Origin of the sequence: Streptomyces zingiberis, assembly GCF_012034935.1 — a bacterium.
GTDB lineage: Bacteria > Actinomycetota > Actinomycetes > Streptomycetales > Streptomycetaceae > Streptomyces > Streptomyces zingiberis.
Window position 1 is genome coordinate 204,067 of record NZ_JAATEN010000006.1, and the last position, 21,105, is coordinate 225,171.

The following is a 21,105-nucleotide window of genomic DNA, read 5'->3' on the forward strand; positions in this document are numbered from 1 at the left end:
GGGATCCCGTCCGCCGGGGTCAGATGCCGCAGGTGGAGGCGGACCAGAAGCGGCTGGAGCGGTGGTCGACGTGGGTGTGGTCGTTGTGCCCGGGGTAGCCCGGGCCGAGGATGCCGTTGAAGCCGTGGTTGCGGGCGGCCTTGGCGAGGGTGCACAGGGAATGCGGTGAGGCGCCGAGGTCGGCCGCGTCCCCGTAGAGGTGGCGGCTGCCCGACGCGCCGCCGACCGCGTCGTTGCAGGCGGTCGAGCGGAAGCCGCTGGTCACCCGGATCGGCTGGTCACCGAGCGCGTGGCGCAGCGCCTCCAGCTTCCACATCGTGCGCAGGGCGTTGGACTTGGCCGTGGCCGCGCTCACCGCTCCGCCGGCCCAGGTGCTGTTGCACGTGTTGAGCTCGGAGTAGGAGAAGTGGATCGGGGTGCAGTCGTCGTCCTGGAGGGAGTAGATCTTGCTGAAGGTGGCAGGTCCGGCGACCCCGTCCGCGGCCAGCCCGTACGCCGACTGGAACCGCTTGACGGCGGCTTCGGTGGCGGGACCGTACTGGCCGTCGACCGCCAGCACCCCTCCGCTGCCGGGATAGCCGGCGACCCGGATCTGGAGCTGGGTCACATCGGCTCCGGAGGCCCCCTGGGAGAGGGTGCGGGACCAGGTGTAACAGCCGTCGGCGTAGGCGGGACCGGCGGTGACGAGCGCGCCACCGGTCAAGCCAGCCATGAGCATGACAATGGCCAGCATGCTTCTCACGGTACGTCTGATCACTACGGGTGCCTCCCTCTCGGGTGGGGACGTCGTCGCGGACGAGACTGACGTGCCGGTCCACGCGCGTCAACTCCCTTGCGCCCTGCTGCAAAAGCCCAGCAAGGGGGGCGGCCCGGCCGCACCGGTGAGCCGGCGAGGGCTCAGGCGGGCCGGGACGGGGGCGGGGCGGGGCGAGGCGAGGCGAGGCGAGGCGATGAAACCGGCCGGCGGGGCGAGGCGGGCGCGGCGCAGCCGGCGGGGCAGGGAGCAGAGGGGCACATCGGCGGGGCGTGCCCGCGCCGCCGGGCACCGTCTCCGTCCCGGGGCGGCACCGGGCAGGCGCGCCGGGCCCGCGCCGGCCGGTGGCCGGGCACCCACCACCGGCGCCCGCCCGGACGCCACCGGATGCCGGATGCCGGGCGGGGCGTGGGGGCGGGGGCGGCGCGGAGCTCAGTCGTTGGGGACCGTCTCGTAGCGCGGCGTGCCCTCGGCCATCTGCCGCAGGGCGTCCTTCCGGTCCCGCTTGGAGAGCCGGTCGATGTAGAGATAACCGTCCAGGTGGTCGGTCTCGTGCTGGAGGCAGCGCGCGAAGTAGCCGGTGCCACGGACCACGACCGGCTTGCCCTGGATGTCCTGACCACGGCAGACCGCGTAGTCCGGGCGCGCGAGCGGGGCGTAGGCCGTGGGCACCGACAGGCAGCCCTCGTTGGACTCGTCGAGCGCCCGGCGCTCGGCCGGCAGCTCCTCGATCACGGGGTTGCAGATGGCGCCGACGTGGCGCACGCCCTCGTCGTCCGGGCAGTCGTAGACGAACACCCGCAGATCCACACCGATCTGGTTGGCCGCCAGGCCGACGCCCTCGGCCGCGCGCTGGCTGGCGAACATGTCGTCGACGAGCTGCGCGAGTTCCCCGCCGAACTCGGTGACGTCCTGGCACCGCCGGTGCAGCACCGGGTTGCCGACCACGGTGATCGGACGGGCCGTGCCGCGCTCACGGTGCGCCTGCTCGCGCTCCCCGGCGTCCACCGTGTCGTCCAGGAACTCCAGGTTCTCCCCGGGCTCCGCGGACGCCGGAGCCGACGCCGCGCCCTCCGCCGTCTGCCGTGCGCTGTCCTGCTGGGCCATGTCCGCCGTACGCCTTCCTGGAGAACCCTCGTGATGCTGCCGTACAGGGTAGCGGCGGAGGGAACCCGGCCGTACGGCCGTTCCGGCCCCGGGACGGGCAGCCGGGCCTCCTTCCTCGCCCCCGGCGAGGAGAACGCCCTCGCCGTGACGGAACGGGGGCTGCCGTGCCCCTCGCCGGCCCCGCTCCCCGTGCCGCCGCTCGCCGGGGGCAGGACGGACCGCCCGCGGCTGCCGCGCGAGCACCGCCCGGCGTCCCCGCTCGCCGGTTCCACCGGCCCCCGGGGTCCGGTGTCCGCCTCGCCCCCGGCGCGCGGGACCGTGGCGGTGGAAGTCCGGCGGCGGCCCGCCGGAGCGTGGGTGGAGAAGCCGTGCCGCGGGGCGGCAGGGGTGGCGGGGCGCGCCGAGGGTCAGCAGACCTCTTCGAGGTCGCGCCAGGCGCGGGTGTCCGGGCTGTCGGCGACCCAGCCGTCGAGCAGCCCGCGGACCAGCCCGGGCGGCGCGGCTATACCGCACTCCCGTTCCACCGCCCAGTGGTCGCCCTCGGTGCGGTGCCCCAGCGGGCCCGGGTGACCGGGGACGCTGTGGTCGTGCGGGTCGAGATGGTCCTCGTCGCCCTCGGCGCTCGGCATCCGGCTCTCCGAGCAGGTCCGGCAGAGCAGGCGCACCGAGGAGGACCAGTCCTCGGCGGCGAAACCGGCGTCCGCCGCCAGCCGCTCCAGCGCGTCCCGGTCCGCCTCGGAGGCCGCCTCCAGCAGCACCACCCAGGTGGGGACCGCGGAGGGCGCCCACAGCTCGATCTCGTCGAAGACCGGGTAGGAGGGGCCCGCGGCGGTCAGCCGCTCACCGCGCGGGACGCCGTCGTGCAGGACGACCTCGCCCCAGCGGCGTCCCGAGGACGGCAGCGGGATCGACAGCACCTCGATCCGCGCCGGGTCCAGCCGGCGGCCCCAGACCACCTCGGCCTCGCCCTCCGGCGAGAGCCGCACGGCGGCGCTGCCCAGCTCCATCTCCACGGGACCGCCCGCCGGGGGCTCACCCCCCTGCTCGGCGGGGACCTTGAGCCCGTAGGCCTGCCAGGCGCGGCGGGCCAGCGGCCAGTCCTGGAGGGCGGTGGCGGCGATGCCGACGTTCCACCAGTCCGGCGCCCCCGCGTCCCGGTCCAGCAGGGCGACGGCGCGCAGGCCCGCGGTGCGCGCCTGCTCCCAGTCGTGGCGGAACTTGTGCAGCAGCGCCAGGTTGAACCAGGACTCGGAGAGCCAGGGCTCCAGGTCGGCGGCGCGGGTGAGCAGCGCCCCCGCGTCCTCGTACCGGCCGTCGCCGATCAGCGTGAAAGCGCGGTCCGTCGCCCGCCGCCACGAGGCGGAGGGGCGGTTCCGTACCCTGCCGAAGATCTTCACGATTCCCGCCTGCCGGTCTCGCTCCGTGTCCCTTGCCGTACCGGGGCCCCCGGCGCGCGGCCGGCGGCGTCGCCGGGGCACCGGGGAGGCTCGCCCCTGAGGACAACCTGCCACACTTCGGCCGCCGCCTCAGCCCGGATCTCCGGGCCCATCACAGCTCCTTGCCACCGGAGGACCAGGTGAATCCCGACCGGCGCATCCAACCACGTCCGGGCAGGGCACGGCGCACCGCCCAGGGCGCCACCGGCCCGCCGCCGCCTCTCAGGGAGCCGTCCCGCGGAGGGCGAGGACCCGGGCCAGGGCGTCCACCACCCGCGGCTCCAGGGCGTCACCGGCGGACCGCCGGAGCCGGTCCAGGGTCTCCGGGCCGGCCGGGGCGCCGCCGTCCACGAGTTCGTCATAGGCGTCGACGGCCCGGATGATCCGGGCGGGCAGCGGCTGGTCCCGGCGGCGGTCGGCCTGCCGCTCCACGACGGCCGCGATCTCGGCCCCCGCCCCGCTCTGCCGCACCACCGCCCCGCCGAGCCGGGCGATCCGGCGCCGCTCCTCGGCCGGCAGCGGCTCCCCGCCGCCGTGCGCGGGGTCCGGCAGGGAGAGCCGGCCGATGTCATGGGTCAGCGCCGCGTCCTCCACGAGGTCCAGCTCCCGTGCGGACAGCCCCAGTTCGCGGCCCACGGCCCGGCTGAGCGAGGCCACCCGGTGGGGGTGGCCGGCCGGTACGCAGCCCGCGAGCTCGGTCGCCCGCGCCAGGGAGACCGCCGTCTGACGGCCGGTGGCCCGGGCCGCCTCGAACCGGCGGGCGGCGTACACCCCGGGCAGCAGCGGCAGGCAGAAGGCGGGCAGCGCCCAGAGGCCCACGGTCGCCGTGGCGAGCGCCAGCAGGGCGCCGGCGGCGTGCGCGGCGGGTCCCGCGCCCGGCGGGGTGCGCCATCCCTCACGGAGCAGGGCGCCCAGGGGCCGGCCGGCCCGCCGCCGGTCGAGGACCGCGCGCAGCAGGGCGTCACCCTGCGCGGTGAGCAGGGCGACACCCAGCAGGAACAGCGCCTGGACCGGGCCGCGTCCACTCCAGACCGCCGGGTTCGCCCCCGGGTGGAGCGTCTCGACGCACACGGCGGCGAACCCGGCGGTCAGCGCCCGCCGGACCGGCCGGTCCAGGAACATGCCGGTCCGCTCCGGCACCCCGGCCACGGCGGAGCGAGCGGGCCCGGCCGGCCGCGTGGACGGAGCGGGTCCGGCCGCCCGGCCCGGAGCCGCCGACGGGGCGGCGCCCGCCAGGGCGGACACCAGGACCACCGCCACGGTCTGGGCCACTCCCCCGCCCACCCCGCCCACCCCGCCCAGCAGCGCGTAGGCCGTGGACCCGGCGGCGGCCAGCGGCGCCCGGCGCCGCCCCGGCCCGCAGCGCAACAGTTCACCGGCCGCGATGAGCAGGCCGAAGGCGAGCGCGGTGCCCGGCCGCACGACGCCCTGCCCGAGCGTCCAGACGCACGCCGTGGCGCCGGCCACGGCCGCGGCTCCCCTGACGGCCGTCGCGGGCACGTCCCTCCGCGCCCCGCGGAGCTCGCCGGGGCCCGGAACCGCCGGGCTCACCGGCCGTCTCCCCCGCGCGGGCCTCGCGCGGGGTGCCCCGCGCCCGGCGGTGCGGCGTCGTCAGGTCCCGCACGTCCCGGGGAGGGCGTACCCGGCGACGGCACACCATGGGCCGGGGCGTCCGGTCCGGGGGCGTCCGGCCCGGGGGCCCGCGGTTCGGGGGCCTGCGGTTCGGGGGCCTGCGGTTCGGCTCCCGTGGCCGGGACGGACGCGGGCGGGGGGCCCGGGGTCGGGGTGGGCACGGATGTGGCTCCCGGCAGCGAGGCGTGCGGAGCCGCAGCGTGCGGGCCCGTGGGGCGCGCCGACGGCACACGGGCCGGCGGGGTCCCCGGGGCGGCAGGCGGCACGTTTCCTCCCCGCTCCTGATCCCCCGCGTGGCCGCCGGGGACCACGGGCGCCTCCCCGGGAGGGCCGGGCCGCCAGCCGTGCCGTTCCAGGGCCCGGGAGAGCGCGCGCACCATGCGCGGGTCGAACTGCGAACCGCAGCAGCGCCGCAGCTCGGCGACGGCCTCGGGAACCGGCCGCGCCCGCCGGTAGGAGCGGGTGGAGGTCATGGCGTCGAACGCGTCGGCGACCGCGATCACCCGCGCCACCTCGGGGATCTTGTCGCCGCTCAGTCCGGACGGGTAGCCGCCGCCGTCCAGCCGCTCGTGGTGGTGGAGGATCGCCGCGCGGGTCTCCTCCAGAAAGCCGATGCCGCGCACCATCGCGTCGCCGTACTCGGGGTGGAGTTCGACGACCCGGCGCTCCTCGGGGGTCAGCGGCCCGTCCTTGCGGAGCAGCCGGGTGGGGACGCCGAGCTTGCCGACGTCGTGGAGGGTGCCGGCGCGGCGCAGGGCCTCCAGCCGGTCACCGGTCAGCCCGAGCTCCCGGCCGATGAGGACGGAGGCGTCGCCGACGCGCTCGCTGTGGCCACGGGTGTAGCCGTCCTTCAGGCCGACGGCCTGCACGAGCGCGCCCACCGCGGCCCGCTGGGCGGCGCGCTCCCGGTGGTGGCGGGCGAGCGCCCAGCCGGAGGCGCACGCCGGGAGCAGGGCGAGCACCGCAGTGCCCGGGCCGTACGGACTGTGCCAGAGCGCCTCCGCCGTCGCGGCGCCCAGCCCGTACACCCCGGTCAGCGGCAGCGGCGCGGCCAGGGCCCGCGCCGCGCCCCGCCACCCGGCGCACGGGGGCGTCCGCCCGGCGGCGGCGAACAGGCCCACGTCCAGCAGGCCGAGCACCAGGCCGTGGGCGAGTGCCGCGGCGAGCGCCGGAGCCAGCGCCTGGGGCCACCCGGCCCCGCCGGGCGCCGCCCCGGTGACGAGACCGGTCGCGGAGGCGTGGACATGCGCCGCCGTCCAGGTGGCCAGGGAGAGCCGGGCGGCCCGTCCGAGCCGGCGGGCCGGCGGGCCGGGATCGGCGAGGGCCCCGGCGACGGGGACGAGGGCCGCGGCGGCGGGCGGCAGCAGAAACGCTCCGGCGAGCAGGACCGGCGTTCCCGCGCCGCCGATCGCGTGGAGCCCGCCGGCCGGTTCCGCCGGGGGGCCCGGGAGAGGCTGCCGGGTCAGGGACCCGCAGAGCGCGTGGAGGACGGCGAGGAGCGCCACGGCGGCCCAGGGGGTGGCGGCTCCGGGGAACAGGGACCCCACCGCGGTGGCCCCGGCGGCATCGGTGCCCCGGAGACCGCAGAAGGCACAGAGAAGACAGAGAAGACAGAGAACGCCAAGAACGCAGCAGAGACGGAATCCGCGGACCGCGCGGCGGTGATGTCCGAGCGCCCCCCGTGGCACCACCCGCATGGCGCGTCCTCCCGCCGGTCCCGCGCGTACGGCCTCCGTACGGCGTCAGACCGGTGAGAATAGGGCGGTGCCGGAGTGGGAACGGGCGGTTCCGTGGATCGGGAGCGCCCCGGGGGCGCCGATTCCTTCCTTCGGGTGAACCGGTGCCCGTCAGGCCGAATCGGCGCGGGCGGTGGCCGCGGAGGGGCCCGCTTCCGGGGCCTCGGCCGGGCGAGGCTCGCCCCGCTCCGTGCCGCCGCCGTCCCCGCAGTCGGCGGCGGAGCGGTCCGCCACCACCGGCCGGTCGGGCACGGCCTCGCCGGAGCGGACCAGCTCGATCCGGCCCATGACCTTCGCGCGGAGATCGGCGGGCACGTCGTCATGCCCGCAGCACCGCTTGACCAGCTTCTTCACCGCCTGTTCCAGCCCGTACTTCTCCAGGCAGGGGTGGCACTCGTCGATGTGCGTCTCGAACTTGGCCCGGTCGGCGAGCGGCATCTCCTGGTCGAGGAACTCGTAGAGGTGGTCGAGAATCTCCGAGCAGTCCGTCTCGTGGGGGTTGCCGCAGCTCATGAGCCCGAGCCTTTCGAATCGTGCGACTCGCCCGGCGCGGCGCCCGCGCCGGCGGGGACGAGCCCGCGCTCACGGGCGTAGTCCTCCAGCAGACCGCGCAGTTGACGGCGGCCGCGGTGGAGCCGCGACATCACGGTTCCGATGGGTGTCCCCATGATGTCCGCGATCTCCTTGTACGCAAACCCCTCCACGTCCGCCAGGTAGACGGCGATGCGGAACTCCTCGGGAATCGACTGCAGCGCCGATTTCACGTCCGAGTCCGGCAGCCGGTCCAGCGCCTGCGACTCGGCGGAGCGCAGCCCGGTGGACATGTGCGACTCGGCGCGGGCGAGCTGCCAGTCCTCGATGTCCTCGGCGGCGCTGCGCTGCGGTTCGCGCTGCTTCTTCCGGTAGGAGTTGATGAAGGTGTTGGTGAGGATGCGGTAGAGCCACGCCTTGAGGTTGGTGCCCTCACGGAACTGGTGGAAGGAGCCGTACGCCTTGGCGTAGGTCTCCTGGACCAGGTCCTCGGCGTCCGCCGGGTTGCGGGTCATGCGCAACGCGGCGGAGTACATCTGGTCGAGGAACTGAAGGGCGTCCCGCTCGAAGCGCGCGTTGCGCTCGTCGGGTGTCTCGGCCGTCCCGGCCGTACGGACGCCATCCCTGTCCGCCGCGCGAGCGCTCCCCGCGCGGCCGCCCTCGGTCCCTGCCTCGGTCCCGGTGACCGGACCCACCTCCTCCAGCGACATGACGGATCCGGGTGCGGACCCGCTCGTCTCGGAGGATAGACGACGGGACCGGCCGGCGGCGGTCCCGGCGGGGGCGGGCAGGGTGACGCGCGGCCACGCGGAACCGGTGCTCTGCGGCGGCGCGGGGCACTGCAGCGAACCCATGAGGCTGACTTCCTCTCGACGTACGGACGGCGCCGGACGGGGGCCGGTGCGTGCGGACACCCGGCACAACAGACCGCTCTCCCCGCGCATTCCCGGGGCGGACGCCGGGCACGGGACACCAGGGGAACCGGGGGCGGGCCCGGGCGCCCTCCCGCGGATCCCCGCGATCTCCCGTGAGGGCGGAACCGGGGAGCGGGACCCGGCGCGAGATCTCCGCCGGGCGGGGCCCTGCGGGTGAACACGCTAGGTGGTGCCGGGCCGTGACGCCGGTGGGTGAGGACGACGGGACGCGCGCCGTACGGGAGCGGCACGGCGTGGGCGTGCCGTGCCACCTGTGGAGGCGCCTCCGGGACCGGCGCGGAGACCCGGCCGGCGGCCGCCCGGATCCGCCCGGCGGGCGCCGGCCGCTACCCGGTGGGCAGCCCGTCCAGCCAGCCGGCGACCGCCCCCGTGAGCACGTCCAGCGCCTCGTCCTGGGAGAGGTCCGCCCGCTTCGGCACCGCGAACCCGTGATCCGCGTCCGGCACCTCGGCGAGGGCTGTGCCGGGCGGGAATTCCCCCGGCCGGCCGAACGGGTCCCGTCCGCCCTGGACGACCAGGGTGGGCACGCCCGCCCCGGTCAGCTCCTCCGCGCGGGACCGCTCGGGCCGGCCGGGCGGGTGGAGCGGGAACGCGAGCGCCAGCACGGCGTGCGCGCCCAGCTCCCGCGCCGTACGGCAGGCGACGCGCGCCCCGGCACTGCGCCCGCCCGCCACCACGGGCGGACCGGGCTCCGCCAGCGCCGGCCAGAGGGCCGTCCAGGCGGCGTCGAGGCTCTTCGGCGCGGGCGCGAGCTTCTTCCCGGCCACCCGCCAGGGCTGTTCGACGAGCACCACGCTGACGCCGCGGGCGGGCAGCTCCGCCGCGAGAGCGAGCAGGTCGCGCGCCTCGACGCCCCCGCCGGCGCCGTGCCCGAGCGCCAGCACCAGCCGCGGTTCCGGCGCGTGGTGCCAGTGGAGGCGGGCGTCCCCGGCGGGGGTGGGGAGGAGACGGACCTCGGCGGCCGGGCCGGCGGCGGGGATCTCTGCCATACGGCCATCCTCCCTCGCCGGCCCCGGCGGACCGGTACGGCACCCCGGCCGGGCCGGTGTCCCGGGGCCGTACCCGGCGCCGGGAGGGCGTCAACCAGGCGGCCACCGCTCCGGGGACTGCGGGCCCGCACCGGCCCGCGTCAGGCGTCAGGCGTCAGGCGTCAGGCGTCAGGCGTCAGGCGTCAGGCGTCAGGCGTCAGGCGTCAGGCGTCAGGCGTCAGGCGTCAGGCGTCAGGCGTCAGGCGTCAGAAGAGCGTGCCCTCCTCCGGGGCCTCCAGCTCCTTCAGCAGCTCCGGCCCGTTGTTGCGGACGTTGCTCACCTCGGTGGAGACCGGGTAGGCGCGCACACCGCCGGGCGGCGGCGGGGTCAGCAGCCCGCGGAGGGTCTCCGGCTCGGTGGTGCGCGGGTCCAGCCAGGCGTCCCAGCGGTCCTGAGGGAGGGCGAGCGGCATCCGGGGGTGGATGTCGGCGAGGGTCCGGGGGCCGTCCTCGTGGCGCGGGCCGGGCAGCGGGGTGGTCTCCGCCTCCGTGGTCAGCACCGAGCACGTCACCCACCAGGCCCGCGGATGGTCGTCGGGGAGCGTGCGGTCCCGCCAGAACTCGAAGAGCCCGGCCATCGCCATCACGGAGCCGTCCACGGGGGTCACGAAGTACGGCTGCTTGCGCGGGCGCTTCTTCCGGCCCTTCTCCTCCAGCTCCCGCTCGGCGGCCCCGGTCATCCACTCGTAGTAGCCGTCGGCGGGGACGAGGCAGCGGCGGGCGGCGAAGGCGCGCCGGTAGGCCGGCTTCTCGTGCACCGTCTCCGCCCGGGCGTTGATCATCCGTGCTCCGCCCTCCGGGGTCCTGGACCAGGAGGGCACGAGGCCCCAGCGGAGCACGCGCAGCTGCCGCACCGGATCCCCGGGATCCCCGGTCCCGGCGGACTCCGGGAACCCGGCCCGGCGGTCCGGGCGTTCCAGAACCGCGTAGACGCTCTTGGTCGGTGCCACGTTGTAGTCGGGGTAGTCGGGGACCAGGCTCTCCGCCGGGTCCCATCGGTCCACCCCGAAGGTGTCCACGAGCGCCTCGGGCTTCCGGCTCGCTGCGTATCGACCGCACATGCGTGCCAGACTGCCACGACCCGCCGACAACGCCACACCGCACACCGCACACCGCACACCGCACCGAACGCCACCGCACCCACCCGCGAACCGCGGACCCGTACACCCGCGAACCGCACCATCCAGCACCAGGGGGACCGCTCACCCGATGGACATCACCAGCGCCGGCGAACTCTGGGAACGCGTCACGGGCTCCCAGCCCGACCCGGCCCTGTGGCTGGTGATCGCCACGGCGGCCGCCGCGCTGGCGGCCGTGGCGCCGCGGCCCCTGTGGCAGGTCACCCGGAACGCCGTGACGATCGCCCACGAGGGCGGCCACGGCCTCGTCGCCCTGCTGACCGGCCGCCGGCTCGACGGCATCCGGCTGCACTCGGACACCTCGGGGCTGACCGTCTCCCGGGGCAGGCCCACGGGCGCGGGCATGATCCTCACCGCCGCCGCCGGCTACACCGCGCCCTCCCTGCTCGGCCTGGGCGGCGCCTGGCTGCTGGCCGCGGGGCACATCACGGCCCTGCTGTGGGGCGCGACGGCCCTGCTCGGGGCGATGCTGGTGATGATCCGGAACGCCTACGGGGTGCTCACCGTGCTGCTCTCCGGGGCCCTCTTCTTCTGCGTCTCCTGGCTCACCGGGCCGGAGGTGCAGGCCGCCTTCGCCTACGGCGTGGTGTGGTTCCTGCTGCTGGGCGGGGTACGGCCGGTCTTCGAACTCCAGGCCAAACGGCGGCGGTACGGCCGGCGGGGCATACCCCTCGGCAGGATGGGTGAGGGCGGGGCGCCCGACTCCGACGCCGATCAGCTCTCCCGGCTCACCCGGGTGCCCGCCGGGCTGTGGATCTTCTTCTTCCACGCCGTCAGCCTCTCCTCGCTGATCGGCGGCGGGCGCTGGCTGCTGGGGCTCTGACCGTCCGACGCCCGCGGCGCCCGTCCCGGCCGGGACGTGGGGCCGGCACGGGGCAGGACGAGCCGCCGGGCGCACGCGCGCGGGCGGCCGTGACTCCGCGGCCGTGGCCCCGGCGGTGGCCATGGCCCGATACCACTGGCACATTTCGAGCACGTTGCGCTGTCTTTCCTCCGTTTTCCACGGGTTTCCGGCGCACGGCGAGCCATTAAAGTGAGGCCCATGACCGGTACCCCCGAGCACTCCGCACTCCCCGCGCCCCTTCCCGCGGCCGAGACCCCGGCGGCCCTCGCGACCCCGGAGGAGGAGGCCGGCCTCTGGCCCGCCCCCGTCGCGTCCGACCCCGTCGACGCGACCGTCACCGTGCCGGGTTCGAAGTCGGTCACCAACCGCGGCCTGGTGCTGGCCGCGCTCGCCTCCGAGCCCGGCTGGCTGCGCCGCCCGCTGCGCTCCCGGGACACACTGCTCATGGCGGACGCGCTGCGCGCGATGGGCACCGGTGTCGAGGAGACCCTCTCCTCCAGCTCCGGGGACCCCACCGGCGGCGAGGCGTGGCGGATCATCCCGGCCGCGCTGCGCGGCCCCGCCACCGTCGACGTGGGCAACGCGGGCACGGTGATGCGTTTCCTGCCGCCGGTGGCCACGCTCGCCGACGGGCCGGTCCGCTTCGACGGCGACCCCCGCAGCCATGAACGCCCGCTGCACGGCGTGATCTCCGGCCTGCGCGCCCTCGGCGCCCGGATCGACGACGGGGGGCGCGGCTCGCTGCCGCTGACCGTGCACGGGAGCGGGGCCCTGGAGGGCGGTCCGGTGGAGATCGACGCCTCCTCGTCCTCCCAGTTCGTGAGCGCGCTACTGCTCTCCGCGCCGTGCTTCAACCAGGGTCTGGAGTTGCGCCATGTGGGCGGCGCCCTGCCCTCGGCGCCCCACATCCGGATGACCGTCGACATGCTGCGCGCGGCGGGTGCCGCCGTGGACACCCCGGAGGCGGGCGGCGAGCCCGACGTCTGGCGCGTGGCGCCCGGCGCGCTGCTGGGCCGGGACCTCGTCGTCGAACCGGACCTCTCCAACGCCCAGCCGTTCCTGGCCGCCGCGCTCGTCACCGGCGGCCGGGTCACCGTCCCCGACTGGCCCGCGCACACCACCCAGCCGGGCGACGCGCTCCGCGCCATCTTCACCGAGATGGGCGGCTCCTGCGAACTCACCGACCAGGGGCTGACGTTCACCGGCACCGGGCGGGTGCGCGGCATCGACGTCGACCTGAGCGAGGTGGGCGAGCTGACGCCCGGCATCGCGGCCGTCGCCGCGCTGGCCGACTCCGAGTCCGTGCTGCGCGGCGTGGCCCATCTGCGGCTGCACGAGACCGACCGGCTCGCGGCGCTCACCAAGGAGATCAACGAACTCGGCGGGGACGTCACCGAGACCGCCGACGGGCTGCGTATCCGCCCCCGCCCGCTGCACGGCGGGGTGTTCCACACCTACGACGACCACCGGCTGGCCACCGCCGCGGCCGTCATCGGCCTGCGGGTGCCCGGCGTCCAGGTGGAGAACGTGGCCACCACCGCCAAGACCCTGCCCGACTTCCCGCGGCTGTGGACGGAGATGCTCGGGGCCGGCCGGGCGGCGGCCCCCACCCGGCACGGCTGAGGACGCCCGGACGATGCGCCGCTACGGCAAGCACACCGACGAGGACGACGTCCGGGTCCGCCCCGGGAAACGCAGCCGGCCGCGCTCCAGCATCCGCCCGAAGCACGAGGACGCCGCCGAGGGCATGATCCTCCGCGTCGACCGGGGGCGGTTCACCTGCCTGGTGGAGAACCGGACCGTCACCGCGATGAAGGCCCGGGAGCTGGGCCGCAAGGGAGTCGTGGTGGGTGACCGGGTCGCCATCGTCGGGGACCTGTCCGGCGCCAAGGACACCCTGGCCCGCATCGTCCGGGTGGAGCCGCGCTCCTCGGTGCTGCGCCGCACGGCGGACGACGACGACCCCTACGAGCGGGTCATCGTCGCCAACGCCGGGCAGCTCGCCGTCGTCACCGCCCTGGCCGATCCCGAGCCACGGCCCCGGCTGATCGACCGCTGCCTGGTCGCGGCCTTCGACGCCGGCCTGGAGCCGCTGCTGGTCCTCACCAAGTCGGACCTCGCGCCCGCCGATCCGCTGCTGGAGACCTACGAGCCGCTGGGGCTGCCGTACGTGGTGGTCAACCGGGACGAACTGGCGGCGGGCACGGCGGCCGACCGGGTCCGGGAGCGTCTCGCCGGTCACACCACCGTCTTCGTCGGGCACTCCGGGGTCGGCAAGACCACGCTGGTCAACGCGCTCGTCCCGGAACGGGCCCGGGCCACCGGCGAGGTCAACGTGGTCACCGGGCGCGGCCGGCACACCACGACGTCCGCGCTCGCCCTGCCGCTGCCGGAGCGGCCGGACCTGCCCGGCGGCGACCTCGGCGGCTGGGTGATCGACACACCGGGGGTGCGCTCCTTCGGGCTGCACCACGTCGACCCGTCCCGGGTGATCCTGGCCTTCCCCGACCTCGTGCCCGGAACCGAGGGCTGCCCCCGCTCGTGCAGCCACGACGAGCCGGACTGCGCGCTGGACCGGTGGGTCGCCGAGGGCCACGCCGACCCGCGCCGGCTGTACTCGCTGCGCCGGCTGCTGTCGGCGCGGGAGCGGCGCGAGGAGGACTGAGCCGGCGCGACGGGTGCCCGCGGGGCGCTCGAGCGCGGAGGGCCAGGGCCCCGGACGGCGCGGCCGTCCGGGTGACCTGCGGGGCCGGCGGGACCGGCCGCGGGAGTTCCCCCGGCGGAGTCCCCCGCCGGCCCCCGGTTCAGATGCCGCCGCCCAGCCGCAGCGCGCGCCGGACCAGTCGGCCCGCCTCCTGCTCGCCGACGGGCGCCACCACGCAGGACAGCGTCAGCCGTACGGCGATCTCACACAGTCCGGCCGCGCGCAGCACCTCTTCCGGCGGGCGGCCCGGGGTCAGCGCGGCCGCCGCGAGATCCCGCACCTGACCGGTGAGTTCGGCCGGGGACGGCAGCGGGCCGTCCGCGCGGCGCTGCGCGGGAAGATACCCCCCAGACCCCCCGGCCCCCCCGGCCCCCCCAGCCCCGCCGGCCCCGACGGCCCCGACGGAGGTGCCGGATCCGACGGACATGCCGGACGGCGGCGGGGCGGCGAGCCGGGGCGGGCGCGGTAACCGCTCCCCCCAGCAGCCGGTGAGCGAGGCCCTGACCAGCGGGTTGTGCCGGGAGGTCCGTACGGTCCAGTCGGCGAGGGCGGCCAGCCGGTCCCCGGGGTCCCCCGGCCCGGGCCCGGTCAGGGCGTGCCGGACCCCGACGAGATAACGGTCCACCTCACGCCGTACCAGCGCGCGGGCCAGCCCGTCCTTGCTGCCGAACTCGTTGTAGAGGGTCTGCCGGGACACCTTGGCGGCGACGGCCACGTCCACCATCCGCACCCCCGGCCACGGACGGCCACCCAGGGCCGCCAGCGCGGCGTCCAGCAAGGATTCGCGTGCAGTGGGCATCGTCGCCTCCCGGGCGCCCCGGCCTCGGTCTCACACGGCTGCTGACCGCTCAGAATTGACGGGCCGGCAGGGGCTGTCAAGAGTGCCCCCGGGCGGCGCGGCCCCCGCTCGTACGGCTCGGTCGTGTGGCCCGCCGGAAGCGGCCTGGATACTGTGCACACATGCCCGACTATCACGACGACCTCCGTCTCGCCCACGTGCTCGCGGACACCGCCGACGCCCACACGATGTCCCGGTACAAGGCGCTCGACCTCAAGGTGGACACCAAGCCGGACATGACCCCGGTGAGCGAGGCCGACAAGGCCGCGGAGGAGCTCATCCGCACCTCGCTGCGCCGCGCCCGGCCGCGGGACGCGGTGCTGGGCGAGGAGTACGGCAGCGAGGGCGCGGGGCCGCGCCGCTGGGTGATCGACCCCATCGACGGCACCAAGAACTACGTCCGCGGGGTTCCGGTCTGGGCCACGCTGATCGCCCTGATGGCACCGGGCGAGTCCGGGCACCGGCCGGTGGTGGGGCTGGTGTCGGCCCCCGCGCTGGGGCGCCGGTGGTGGGCGGCGCTGGGCGCGGGCGCGTACACCGGGCGGAGCCTGTCCTCGGCCACCCGGCTGCAGGTCTCGCAGGTGGCGAAGGTCTCCGACGCCTCCTTCGCCTACTCCTCGCTGAGCGGCTGGGAGGAGCAGGGGCGGCTCGCGGGCTTCCTGGACCTCACCCGGGACTGCTGGCGCACCCGGGGCTACGGCGACTTCTGGCCGTACATGATGGTCGCCGAGGGCTCCGTCGACATGTGCGCCGAGCCGGAGCTGTCGCTGTGGGACATGGCGGCCAACGACATCATCGTGCGCGAGGCCGGCGGTGAGTTCACCGGCCTCGACGGGGTGCGGGGCCCCGGCGGGGGGAACGCGGCGGCCTCCAACGGGCTGCTCCACAGCGAGCTGCTGGGGTATCTCAACCCCCGCTGACCGTTCACCGGCCCCGGCCGGCCCTCCCCCACGGACGGCCCCGGGGCCGCACCCGGCCATCGCAGCGGCGGCGAACGCCGCCCGCCGTGACCGGGGCCCGGGGCCCGGGGCGAGCGTGCGGGCGCTCACCACCCGTCGCGCTCGGAGCACCCCGCCCCCGCCGTGCGCCGGGCGCTCACACCGGGCCCGGCGCATCCGGCCGGGACATGGGGGCCGCGTGCGCCCCCTTGATGGGCTGCCGAGGCGCGTGTGAGCATGTGAGACCCCCCGCTTGTGCGTTTGTGCGTCCCCTTCCGGGCCGCTTCCGCAGAGGGCACCGGCACAGGGGCCGCGAAGGAGGTGGCTCCGTCCATGCTCGTCCGTGACGCCATGACCACGGTGGTCCTCACCATCGGACCCGCCCATACGCTGCGCCAGGCCGCGCGGCTGATGTCCGACCGCAGGGTCGGCGCGGCCATCGTCCACGACCCCGACGCCGACGGCCTCGGCATACTGACCGAGCGCGACATCCTCGACTCCCTGGGCGCGGGCCAGGACCCGGACCGGGAACCCGCCCACGCCCACACCACCGCCGACGTGGTCTTCGCCGCCCCCGGCTGGACCCTGGAGGAGGCCGCCACCGCGATGACCCACGGCGGCTTCCGCCATCTGATCGTGCTCGACCAGCAGGAGCCGGTGGGCGTGGTGTCGGTGCGCGACATCATCCGCTGCTGGGCAACCGGCCGCCGGGAGCAGGGAGAACACGCTGCCCTGGCCGGCTGACCCCCGGCGGCGCGTCGGCACCGGGCCGGGGCCGTAACCGGGCCGGGGCCGTAGCCGGGCCGCGGGCATCCGGGCCCGGAACCGTGGCGACCGGCCCGGGCCATGGGCCGTGGCCACGCCCGGCACCGGCACCGGCACCGGCACGCGCGGACGGGCGGAGCGGAACCGCGCCCCTCATCGGGGACGCGCCCGCTCCGCCCGCATCCGCCGCCGTCGGCGGCCCGGGGGATGTACCGCCGGACCGGACCGGCCGTCAGCCGCGCAGGGCCTGGACCGCCGCCTCCAGCCGCTTGCCGAAGTCCTCGTCGGCCTGGCGGAAGTTGCCGATGGCCCGCTCCAGGATGTCGTCCCGGGTGACCCCGCTCATCGCGCCGGCGAGGTTGCTCACCAGCCGCTCCCTCTCCTCCTCCGACATCAGCCGGTAGAGGTTGCCCGCCTGGACGAAGTCGTCGTCCTCCGCGTGCCGGGGGGTGTCCGCCTCACCGGTCTCACCGCTGACGGGGATCGGCTGCCACAGCGGGCGGCCGGTCTGGGCGGGACCGCCGAAGCTGTTCGGCTCGTAGTTCTTCGCGCCCCGGTGGCGGCCGTCGTACAGGAAGCCGTCCCGCCCGTGGGTGCGGGCCTCGGTGGCGTGCGGCCGGTTCACCGGCAGGTGGTCGGCGTTGACGCCGACGCGGTACCGGTGGGCGTCGCCGTACCCGAAGAGCCGGCCCTGGAGCATCTTGTCCGGGGACGGGCCGATACCGGGCACGAAGTGCGCCGGGGAGAAGATCGACTGCTCGACCTCGGCGAAGACGTTCTCCGGGTTGCGGTTGAGCTCCAGCTTGCCGATCTCGATGACCGGGTAGTCCGCCTTCGGCCAGACCTTGGTGAGGTCGAAGGGGTTGAAGCGGTAGGCCGCCGCCTCGGAGGCCGGCATGATCTGGACACCGACCGTCCAGCTGGGGTGGTCGCCGCGCTCGATGGCCTCGCGCAGATCGCGCTGGTGGCTGTCGGGGTCCTCACCCGCCAGCTTGTTGGCCTCCTCCTGGGTCAGGCACTTGATGCCCTGGTCGGTCTTGAAGTGGTACTTGACCCAGAAGACCTCGCCGGCCTCGTTGTTCCACTGGAAGGTGTGCGAGCCGAAGCCGTCCATGTGGCGGTACGAGGCGGGGATGCCCCGGTCACCGAAGAGCCAGGTCACCTGGTGCGTCGACTCCGGCGAGAGGCCCCAGAAGTCGAAGACGTTGTCCGCCTCCTGCGAGCCCGTGTACGGGTCGCGCTTCTGGGTGTGGATGAAGTCGGGGAACTTGATGGCGTCCCGGATGAAGAAGACCGGGGTGTTGTTGCCGACGAGGTCGTAGTTGCCCTCCTCGGTGTAGAACTTCAGCGCGAAGCCACGGGGGTCCCGCACCGCGTCGGCCGAGCCCAGGCTGCCCGCGACGGTGGAGAAGCGGAGGAAGGTCTCGGTCTCCTTGCCCACCTGGGACAGGAACGCCGCCCGGGTGTACTGCGTCACGTCGGCCGTCACCGTGAAGGTGCCGTAGGCGCCCGCGCCGCGCGCGTGCACGACCCGCTCCGGGATGCGCTCGCGGTTGAAGTGCGCGAGCTTCTCCAGCAGCAGCTGGTCCTGGACCAGCGCCGGACCGCCGGCACCGGCCGTCTCGCTGTTCTGGTTGTCCGCGACCGGGGCCCCGGCCTCGGTCGTCAGCGGACCCGTCACCTCGTCCTGCACGCTCACGTACGCCTCCCGCGTCCTCGCCGTCACGCCGGCCCTCTTGGCCCGGCGCGTAAGCGATCCTACATTGGACATTGTCCAAGTCAAGAAAGAGCCGAATCCCATACCCGTTCGGGTAACGGGTACCTGGTTGTTAAGCTGGACCCCCAGAATTCGTTAGGTGAAGGACATGAGTGACCTACTGGACCGGCTCCGGGGACGCGGCTGGCGGATGACCGCTCAGCGACGGGTCATCGCCGAGGTTCTCGACGGCGAGCATGTCCACCTGACCGCCGACGAGGTGCACGCGCGGGCCGCCGCTCGGCTCCCCGAGATCTCGCGCGCGACGGTGTACAACACCCTCGGTGAGCTGGTCTCGCTCGGCGAGGTGATCGAGGTCTCCACCGACCGGCGCGCCATGCGGTACGACCCGAACGCCCACCGGCCGCACCAGCATCTGGTCTGCGGCGCCTGTGGCACGGTGCGGGACGTCCACCCGACGGGCACCCCGCTCGCGGACCTCCCCGAGAGCGAACGGTTCGGGTTCACCATCTCGGGGGTGGACGTGACGTACCACGGCCTCTGCCCGTCCTGCTCCGCCGGGACCGTCCGTGACCCCGGGGCACCGGCCACCGCCTGACCCCGGCGCGGGCCCCGGAGAGTGTGGGACGCGCCCCGCCCCCGGACGCGGCCCCCGAAGTACCCCCGAAACGCACTCCAGAGGCACCTGACGGGCAAACGACGGAGGCCCGGATCCTTGCGGATCCGGGCCTCCGTACCGAGTAGCGGGGACAGGATTTGAACCTGCGACCTCTGGGTTATGAGCCCAGCGAGCTACCGAGCTGCTCCACCCCGCGTCGTGTTCCCCACTCTAACCCCCTCCCGAGAAGGGGCGCAAATCCGTTCCGCCCCCGCCCGGCGGGCCGGGCACGGGCGGCGGCGCTCCGGGAACGCCCTCGCGCCGGACGGCCCCGCGGCCGGACCCAGCCGCGAGTCCGTCCCCGGGGAGCCGGGGCCGGACTCAGGCGGAAAGCTCCTGCCGCAGGGCGTCCAGCAGCCGCGCGGCGCGCTCCGCGACCTCCGGCGGCCCCAGCCGGACCGCGTCCGAGCACCACCGCTGCGCGGCGACGAGCTCACCCCGGCGCGCGGCGAGCAGCGCCAGGCGCAGGGCCGCACGGCCGTGACCGGCCTCCGCGGCGCGTGTCCACCACAGGGCCGCCTCCGGCTCACTGCCCTCGCGGGCGTAGAGCAGGCCCAGGTTGAACGCCCCGTTGCGGCTGCCCGCGTCGGCGGCGCGCCGGTACCAGCGGGCGGCCCGCACGGTGTCGCCCCGGGCGGCGGCCAGGGTCCCGCACCGTACCTGGGCGCGGCGGTGCCCCTGCCGGGCCGCGCGCTCGTACCACTCCTCGCACTCGGCGGGTCCTTCCGCCGCGCCGTCCGCGGCACCGGAACCGCCGGCGCCGCCGTCGGTGCCCGCGCCCCGCCCCCGGGCCACGCGGTCCGCGCGGTCCAGCAGGGCGCCCAGCCGGAAGGCGGCCTCGGCGCTGCCCCCGCCGGCGGCGCACCGCAGATGCCGCTCGGCGGCGCGCTCGTCGCCGTCCCGCAGCAGCGCCATGCCGACCTGGAGCGCGGCCTCGGTGTGACCGGCCGAGGCGGCGCGCTCGTACCAGCGGCGGGCCTCCTCCGCCTCCTCGCGCCCGCTGTACAGGATGCCCAGGTTGAAGGCGGCGTCGACGCTGCCCGCCTCGGCGGCCTTGGAGAACCAGGGCTCCGCCCCGGCCGCGTCCCCCTGCTGGAGCAGCAGCACGGCCAGCGCGTTGGCCGCCTCACGGTGCCCGGCGTAGGCCGCGCGGCGGTACCACTGCTCGGCCTGGTCGGTGCGGCCCTGGCCGGCGCAGAGCAGGCCGAGGTTGAAGGCGCCGTTGACGTCACCGGCGTCCAGCGCGGCGCGGTACCAGCGCTCCGCGGTCTGCTGCTCGCCGCGGTCGGCGTGGAGCGCCCCGAGGGCGTTGGCGGCGTTGCCGTCGCCCTGCTGGGCGGCGCGGCGCCACCAGACGGCCGCGCTCTCCTCGTCGCCCGCGTCGCGCAGCAGGAACCCCAGCGCGCAGGCGGCGCGGGGTTCACCGGCCTTGGCCGCGCTCAGGTACCAGCGGCCGGCCTCCTTCAGCTCACCGCGCTCCTCCAGGAGCGCGCCGAGGCGGAGCGCCGCACGGCGGTGCCCGCGCGCCGCGGCCTGGCGGTACCACTGCTCGGCCGCACCGCCCCCGGGCACCTTCCGGGCGCCGGTGTCCGGGGGGCGTCCGGAGCCGGTGCGCGCGCCGGCGAACGTCTCGCCGGAGGGGCCGAAGAGGGCGTCGCGCCGGCCGGAGCCGTCCAGGATCCGGGCGAGCCGGAACGCGGCCTCACGGTGCCCCTGCTCGGCGGCGGCCCGGAACCAGCGCTCAGCCCCGACGTCGCTGCGGTGCTCCAGGAGGTCGGCCAGGGCGTACGCGCCCAGGGCGTGCCCGGACTCCGCGGACTGGCGGAGCCAGTACTCGGCCCCGGCCTCGTCCCCGCGTTCGCGGCAGTGCCGGCCGAGGGCGTGCGCGGCGGCGGCGGAACCGGCCACGGCGGCGATCCGCCACCAGCCGGCCGCCTCGTCGCCGTAGCCCCGCTGGTGCAGCAGGACGCCCAGGTTGTTGGCCGCGGCCCGGTCCCCGGTCGCGGTCGCGGCGCGCAGGTGCGGCTCCGCGCCGTCCAGGTCACCGCGGCGGAGGAGCAGGGCCCCGAGCACGCCGGCGGCCGCGGCGTCACCCGCCTCGGCGGCGCGCCGGTGGCGGGCTTCCTGTGTCTCCGTTCCGCCGCCCTCGACGGCGGCCGCCTCCGGGGCGGGACCCGGCTCCGGGGACGGCCCGGGGCCGGTGGAGTGGGAGGCGCGGAAGGCATGGGGGGCCGAGCCGCCGGCGGCAGGGGCGGCCGCGTGGTCCGCGGCGTCCGGCGGAGCCGCGGATGGCCCCGATTCCAGCAGACTTGCCTTCTCCCCCATAAGGGCCATCGTCGCACC

The 21,105-nt window shown here is 76.1% G+C and carries 17 protein-coding genes, 1 tRNA gene and 1 pseudogene; 6 read left to right on the forward strand and 13 right to left on the reverse strand.

Going from position 1 to position 21,105, the window contains the following annotated elements; genetic code table 11:
- Window positions 1-19 precede the first annotated feature (19 nt).
- The 9 genes and pseudogenes from HCK00_RS10310 to HCK00_RS10350 form a co-directional block, all read right to left on the reverse strand.
- Window positions 20-757 carry a D-Ala-D-Ala carboxypeptidase family metallohydrolase gene (locus HCK00_RS10310; RefSeq protein WP_168101514.1) on the reverse strand — a complete coding sequence of 246 codons (738 nt, stop codon included), beginning with the start codon at window positions 755-757 and terminating at the stop codon, window positions 20-22.
- Between the two features lie 429 nt (window positions 758-1,186).
- On the reverse strand, window positions 1,187-1,861 hold the full coding sequence (def, locus tag HCK00_RS10315) for a peptide deformylase (RefSeq protein WP_168101515.1): 675 nt from the start codon (window positions 1,859-1,861) through the stop codon (window positions 1,187-1,189).
- 407 nt (window positions 1,862-2,268) lie between these two features.
- Entirely contained in the window at window positions 2,269-3,258 is a 990-nt protein-coding gene (locus HCK00_RS10320; RefSeq protein ID WP_168101516.1) for a tetratricopeptide repeat protein, read from the reverse strand.
- 261 nt (window positions 3,259-3,519) lie between these two features.
- Window positions 3,520-4,764: an HD domain-containing protein gene (locus HCK00_RS10325; protein WP_311765244.1), complete on the reverse strand. Its 1,245-nt coding sequence runs from the start codon at window positions 4,762-4,764 to the stop codon at window positions 3,520-3,522.
- Window positions 4,765-5,237: 473 nt separating this feature from the next.
- Window positions 5,238-6,626 (reverse strand): annotated as a pseudogene (locus tag HCK00_RS10330) (HD-GYP domain-containing protein); the annotation flags it as partial.
- 150 nt (window positions 6,627-6,776) lie between these two features.
- Entirely contained in the window at window positions 6,777-7,178 is a 402-nt protein-coding gene (gene rsrA, locus HCK00_RS10335; protein WP_168101519.1) for a mycothiol system anti-sigma-R factor, read from the reverse strand.
- Window positions 7,175-7,891: a sigma-70 family RNA polymerase sigma factor gene (locus HCK00_RS10340; RefSeq protein WP_311765255.1), complete on the reverse strand. Its 717-nt coding sequence runs from the start codon at window positions 7,889-7,891 to the stop codon at window positions 7,175-7,177. Before HCK00_RS10340 ends, rsrA begins: the two co-directional genes overlap by 4 nt.
- A 566-nt stretch (window positions 7,892-8,457) precedes the next feature.
- Window positions 8,458-9,120 carry an alpha/beta hydrolase family protein gene (locus tag HCK00_RS10345; protein ID WP_168101521.1) on the reverse strand — a complete coding sequence of 221 codons (663 nt, stop codon included), beginning with the start codon at window positions 9,118-9,120 and terminating at the stop codon, window positions 8,458-8,460.
- Window positions 9,121-9,365: 245 nt separating this feature from the next.
- Window positions 9,366-10,220: an SOS response-associated peptidase gene (locus HCK00_RS10350; protein ID WP_168101522.1), complete on the reverse strand. Its 855-nt coding sequence runs from the start codon at window positions 10,218-10,220 to the stop codon at window positions 9,366-9,368.
- 148 nt (window positions 10,221-10,368) lie between these two features.
- On the opposite strand from HCK00_RS10350, the gene HCK00_RS10355 reads away from it, so the two are divergent.
- From HCK00_RS10355 to rsgA, 3 genes are all read left to right on the forward strand, one after another.
- The gene (locus HCK00_RS10355; protein WP_168101523.1) at window positions 10,369-11,121 is read left to right on the forward strand and encodes a M50 family metallopeptidase; all 753 of its coding nucleotides are present in this window, start codon (window positions 10,369-10,371) and stop codon (window positions 11,119-11,121) included.
- A 219-nt stretch (window positions 11,122-11,340) separates the two neighbouring features.
- Entirely contained in the window at window positions 11,341-12,765 is a 1,425-nt protein-coding gene (aroA, locus tag HCK00_RS10360; RefSeq protein ID WP_168101524.1) for a 3-phosphoshikimate 1-carboxyvinyltransferase, read from the forward strand.
- A gap of 13 nt (window positions 12,766-12,778) precedes the next feature.
- The gene (gene rsgA, locus HCK00_RS10365; RefSeq protein WP_168101525.1) at window positions 12,779-13,807 is read left to right on the forward strand and encodes a ribosome small subunit-dependent GTPase A; all 1,029 of its coding nucleotides are present in this window, start codon (window positions 12,779-12,781) and stop codon (window positions 13,805-13,807) included.
- Window positions 13,808-13,946: 139 nt separating this feature from the next.
- On the opposite strand, the gene HCK00_RS10370 is transcribed toward rsgA, so the two are convergent.
- Window positions 13,947-14,645, reverse strand: coding sequence for a TetR/AcrR family transcriptional regulator (locus tag HCK00_RS10370; RefSeq protein ID WP_168101526.1), 699 nt, complete (start codon window positions 14,643-14,645; stop codon window positions 13,947-13,949).
- A gap of 161 nt (window positions 14,646-14,806) precedes the next feature.
- On the opposite strand from HCK00_RS10370, the gene hisN reads away from it, so the two are divergent.
- Both hisN and HCK00_RS10380 read left to right on the forward strand, forming a co-directional pair.
- Window positions 14,807-15,604, forward strand: a complete 798-nt coding sequence (hisN, locus tag HCK00_RS10375) for a histidinol-phosphatase (RefSeq protein WP_168101527.1) — start codon at window positions 14,807-14,809, stop codon at window positions 15,602-15,604.
- 351 nt (window positions 15,605-15,955) lie between these two features.
- The gene (locus HCK00_RS10380) at window positions 15,956-16,366 is read left to right on the forward strand and encodes a CBS domain-containing protein (RefSeq protein ID WP_168101528.1); all 411 of its coding nucleotides are present in this window, start codon (window positions 15,956-15,958) and stop codon (window positions 16,364-16,366) included.
- A 253-nt stretch (window positions 16,367-16,619) separates the two neighbouring features.
- Here HCK00_RS10380 and HCK00_RS10385 read toward each other — a convergent pair whose 3' ends face one another.
- Complete coding sequence (locus tag HCK00_RS10385; RefSeq protein WP_311765256.1) at window positions 16,620-18,086, reverse strand: catalase; 1,467 nt, start codon at window positions 18,084-18,086, stop codon at window positions 16,620-16,622.
- 166 nt (window positions 18,087-18,252) lie between these two features.
- On the opposite strand from HCK00_RS10385, the gene HCK00_RS10390 reads away from it, so the two are divergent.
- Window positions 18,253-18,702 carry a Fur family transcriptional regulator gene (locus HCK00_RS10390; protein WP_168101530.1) on the forward strand — a complete coding sequence of 150 codons (450 nt, stop codon included), beginning with the start codon at window positions 18,253-18,255 and terminating at the stop codon, window positions 18,700-18,702.
- Window positions 18,703-18,845: 143 nt separating this feature from the next.
- On the opposite strand, the gene HCK00_RS10395 is transcribed toward HCK00_RS10390, so the two are convergent.
- Both HCK00_RS10395 and HCK00_RS10400 read right to left on the reverse strand, forming a co-directional pair.
- A tRNA-Met gene (locus HCK00_RS10395) sits at window positions 18,846-18,919 on the reverse strand.
- Window positions 18,920-19,083: 164 nt separating this feature from the next.
- Window positions 19,084-21,096: a tetratricopeptide repeat protein gene (locus tag HCK00_RS10400; protein WP_168101531.1), complete on the reverse strand. Its 2,013-nt coding sequence runs from the start codon at window positions 21,094-21,096 to the stop codon at window positions 19,084-19,086.
- Window positions 21,097-21,105: the final 9 nt, after the last annotated feature.